The following is a 3,709-nucleotide window of genomic DNA, read 5'->3' as shown; positions in this document are numbered from 1 at the left end:
GCATCTACCTCTTCAGGAGTTGCCACACCCTTCTCGAGAATTGCCATGAGAAGCACACTGGCAGGAGCCTGCACCCTGTTCACTATGAACCCGGGCACGTCCTTCTCCACCCTAACCGGAACCTTACCAATGCTATTCACGAACTCGACCAGCAAATCCATCGTCTCGTCGCTCGTCTTCTCCCCCCTTATCACCTCAACCAGCCTCATCAAAACCGGCGGATTGAAGAAGTGCAATCCGGCAAACTTCTCTGGTCTTGAAGTAAATCCGCCGAGCATGGTAATCCTCATTGTTGATGTATTGCTCGCGAATATGCATTCAGGCTTTGTTAGCTTGTCAACTTCCTCCCAGACCTGCTTCTTTATGTCCACTACCTCTGGAACTGCCTCAATAACAAGGTCGGCATCCTTCACAGCCTCCTCAAGATCAGTCGTGGGTTTTATCCTCGCCAAGACCTCTTCAGCACTCTTAACCCTCCCCTTTTGTTCGAGCTTTGCAAGGCTTTCCCTGATCATGTTCATTCCTCTATCAACGAACTCCTGCTTTATGTCCCTCATTGTAACGTTATAGCCAGCCATTGCACACACTTCTGCAATTCCATGACCCATCAATCCAGCACCGAGAACTGCGACGGTTTTTATTCTCTCTCTAACGTCCATAATACCACCTGTCAACTCATCACAAAATAGGCTATTAAATCTTTCCATTTTATTCGTTATTCTTGAATAGAAAAGGTAAAAAAGTTCTAAATCTTTGAAAGGAAATTCTTTACGTTTTCCTCTACCTTAGAATAATCATAAGTGCACGTTACTACATTCCCAACCGGTGTGCCCCTCAGCTTCAGAGGGTTGAATGAGCTCCTTCCGCCGTAAACAATAAGAGTGTCGCAGTTATAAGTCTCCCCTCCTATTTCCACACCCTCAACTCTGTCCTTTCCGATCACACTTATGTCTCCCTGGAGTTCGCTGAGTTCAACTTCATATCCGAGCCTGTAAAACTGAGATTCAGCAAGCTCTACGACCTTATCCTCTTTTGCCGCAATCAACACTTTGTTTCCAATCCTGTTGTTATCGGAAATTAACCTCAACGCTGTTTCGAGAGTATATATCCCAGCTACTCTCTTTCCAAGCACGTTCAGTTTTGCTGGGGCTACATCTGTTGCTCCAGTACACAGAAGCACCCTTTTTGCTTCAAACCTCTTTAAACCGTTCCCAGAGTTAACTATAACAGGCTTCGACTTTATGACCGTCCCTATATCAACAGGAATATCCTTCTTAAGCTCTTCCACCTCTTCAATGTACTTCTCATATTTAGAGCTAAAATCGCTCAGTTTTGAGAAAACACTAATTTCTCCACCACTCTCTCTCATGTCAAAAATCAAGGTTTTAAACCCCTTATCCATCAGAGTCTCTGCACATTTCAATCCAGCATATCCTGCTCCAATCACCACGTAGTCCACTGCTACCATATCAGTTCACTTCCAGCACCATCTTTTACAGTTCTATTACACTCTCTCTGCATTAAAATTATTATGTCTGCATGACACTTGTTACAACCCATCCCTGCTCTTGTTATGTGCTTTACAGCGTCAAAGCTTGGAAAGTCTCGTACAACTTCCAGAATTTCCGCCTTGCTTACGAGGTTGCAGAGACATATAACTTCGCCATAATCTGGGTTTTGCTCTACCAGTTTCTCTATTCCATCTTCGCTTAACTCTCTGATCCTCGTAAACTTGTATTTGATTAATTTCTCCTTCCTCTTTAACTCAAGCCCGCTTGCAGCGAGTACTCTCACAACTCTCCTCGCTATTGCTGGTGCAGCTGTCAGGCCGGGACTCTGAATCCCCGCAACGTTTATAAAATTCCTTAGTGGCTGATTGATAACGAAGTCACTACCAGCAATGGATCTGACTCCCGCGTAGTAGGCTATTACGTCCTTAGGCAGTCTTTTGAACAGTCTTCCGAACTTCCTTTTTAAACCCTCAATCTCTTCTCTTGTCACACTCGTATCCTCTTTGCTCTCCACATCAACCAGATTTGGTCCCCATATCGCCTTTCCATCTACGCTGACCAATGCTCCGCCACCTTTTGTTCTCCTGTCAGGCTTCAGCGGTATCGCAGCGATCAGATGGTTTGAAAACCCCCTTTCGTTGAAGACTACATGCGACCCCTTTCCCGGCGTTATTTTAAGCTCGTAGCCGACCATCTTTGCTATCTCATCAGCGTAAACTCCGGCACAGTTCAAGACGTATTTTGCTTCAAATTCCCCACCTGACGTTTTCAGCACAAAGCTGTTGGGCTTTCTCGAAATGTCCTTGACCTTGCTGTTAAATTTGAACTCAACACCATTTTCCTTTGCAAACCTGTAAGCTGCATAGGTCATTTCAACAGGATTAACAACACCTGCTGAAGGGAAAAGCAAACCTCCTTTTACGTCTTCTCTTAAATTTGGCTCCATTTCAAGTATTTCCTCCCTACCTACCTCTTCCACCTCTACGTATCTCGAGAAATACGCTTTTAGAAGTGGCAGTAAAATCTTCGTAATCGTATTGGTTGCCACGAGCAGTAGACCAACTCTCTTGAAGGAAAATCCAAGTTCTTCACTCTCCCTATCCATCATCGCATTTCCTTCGAGGCAGAGTTTCCCTTTTAAAGAGTTGAACGGGAGTTGAAAAGCGTGAATAATTCCAGAACATCCTTTAGTCTGTCCAAGCCCCATTGCAGCTTTCCTTTCAAACACTATAACCTTCAGATTATACTTCGACAGTTCTTTCGCGATAAAACATCCTGTAACACCAGCACCTACAATAGCCACGTCATACACACAACTCCTAATACACTTAAAAATAAAAATTTATGGATAGCTAACTGCCCCTCTTTTAAAATACTCGAACAGGTCAAACCCCCACTTTATTGCACTCTTGTCGTAACTCAAAAGACCGCTTTCGGTATCATACTTTCCATCCTTCAGGAAAAGGCCAACACAAAGTGCCCTTTCTGTTGTTATAACAGTAAACCTGACATCATCGTTATAATAAATCCTACCACCATTGTCGAGATAAGCCTTCAATTCTTTCTCGTATTCGTTTTCGAGGGTTCTAAGAGTTTTTTCTGTCGTAATCACCTCGACATCGGCCTTTGAAGCGATTTCAACGAACATCTGCGGATGTGAAGGGAAGAAAATTGCAGAAATAACTTTAACGATCTTTGACTCTTGGTATATCGAGGAAAAAACCTTATAATGTCTTAGAACTTGATCTTTCTCACTTCTGAGAACGACATAGTCTCCAATTTCGTCAATTCTGAGTTTAAACTCCAGTGGAATCTTGCTTAGATCATGAATTTCCCAGAATTCAGTGTCCCTTTCGATTGTATTCACTATTCTGTTGAACTTTTCCATTGCAAGGTGGATAATTTCGCCTTTGTCGGTGATAGTATAGTGAGAATCCTTTTTGTTAACCAGCCCCGTCTTGTTTAATTTTTTGATGTGTCTTGAAACCAGTGAAGTTGAAATCCCAGTAATTTCCCTTATTTCCTTTAAAGTTCTTGGTTTTTCAGAAAGCAGTTTTAGTATCTCTCTCCTCTGAGTTGATGCTGCGAGGGCGTCGAATATGCCCATATTCTCTACCGAAATTTTTAGATGTTAAAATTTTCTGAAATTTTTTGACCTTTCAGGTCAACAATTAACCTGTATAGTCCCAAAAAATTTG

At 42.8% G+C, this 3,709-nt stretch carries 4 protein-coding genes; all 4 read right to left on the bottom strand.

All coding sequences use genetic code 11. From position 1 onward, the window contains the following. On the bottom strand, window positions 1-659 hold a 659-nt coding region (locus tag BP688_RS02650; protein WP_290623396.1), incomplete at its 3' end, for a 3-hydroxyacyl-CoA dehydrogenase family protein. An 86-nt stretch (window positions 660-745) separates the two neighbouring features. Next, the gene (locus tag BP688_RS02645) at window positions 746-1,468 is read right to left on the bottom strand and encodes an FAD-dependent oxidoreductase (RefSeq protein ID WP_290596356.1); all 723 of its coding nucleotides are present in this window, start codon (window positions 1,466-1,468) and stop codon (window positions 746-748) included. Beyond that, window positions 1,462-2,823, bottom strand: a complete 1,362-nt coding sequence (locus BP688_RS02640; protein WP_290596357.1) for an NAD(P)/FAD-dependent oxidoreductase — start codon at window positions 2,821-2,823, stop codon at window positions 1,462-1,464. Before BP688_RS02640 ends, BP688_RS02645 begins: the two co-directional genes overlap by 7 nt. Window positions 2,824-2,853: 30 nt before the next feature. Then, window positions 2,854-3,618 (bottom strand): helix-turn-helix transcriptional regulator, encoded by a 765-nt coding sequence (locus BP688_RS02635; protein ID WP_290596358.1) that lies wholly within the window; start codon window positions 3,616-3,618, stop codon window positions 2,854-2,856. Window positions 3,619-3,709 lie beyond the last annotated feature (91 nt).

This window comes from Archaeoglobus sp. UBA230 (assembly GCA_002507545.1).
Taxonomy (GTDB): Archaea; Halobacteriota; Archaeoglobi; order Archaeoglobales; family Archaeoglobaceae; genus Archaeoglobus.
This window is presented reverse-complemented; position numbering and strand designations above follow the sequence as displayed.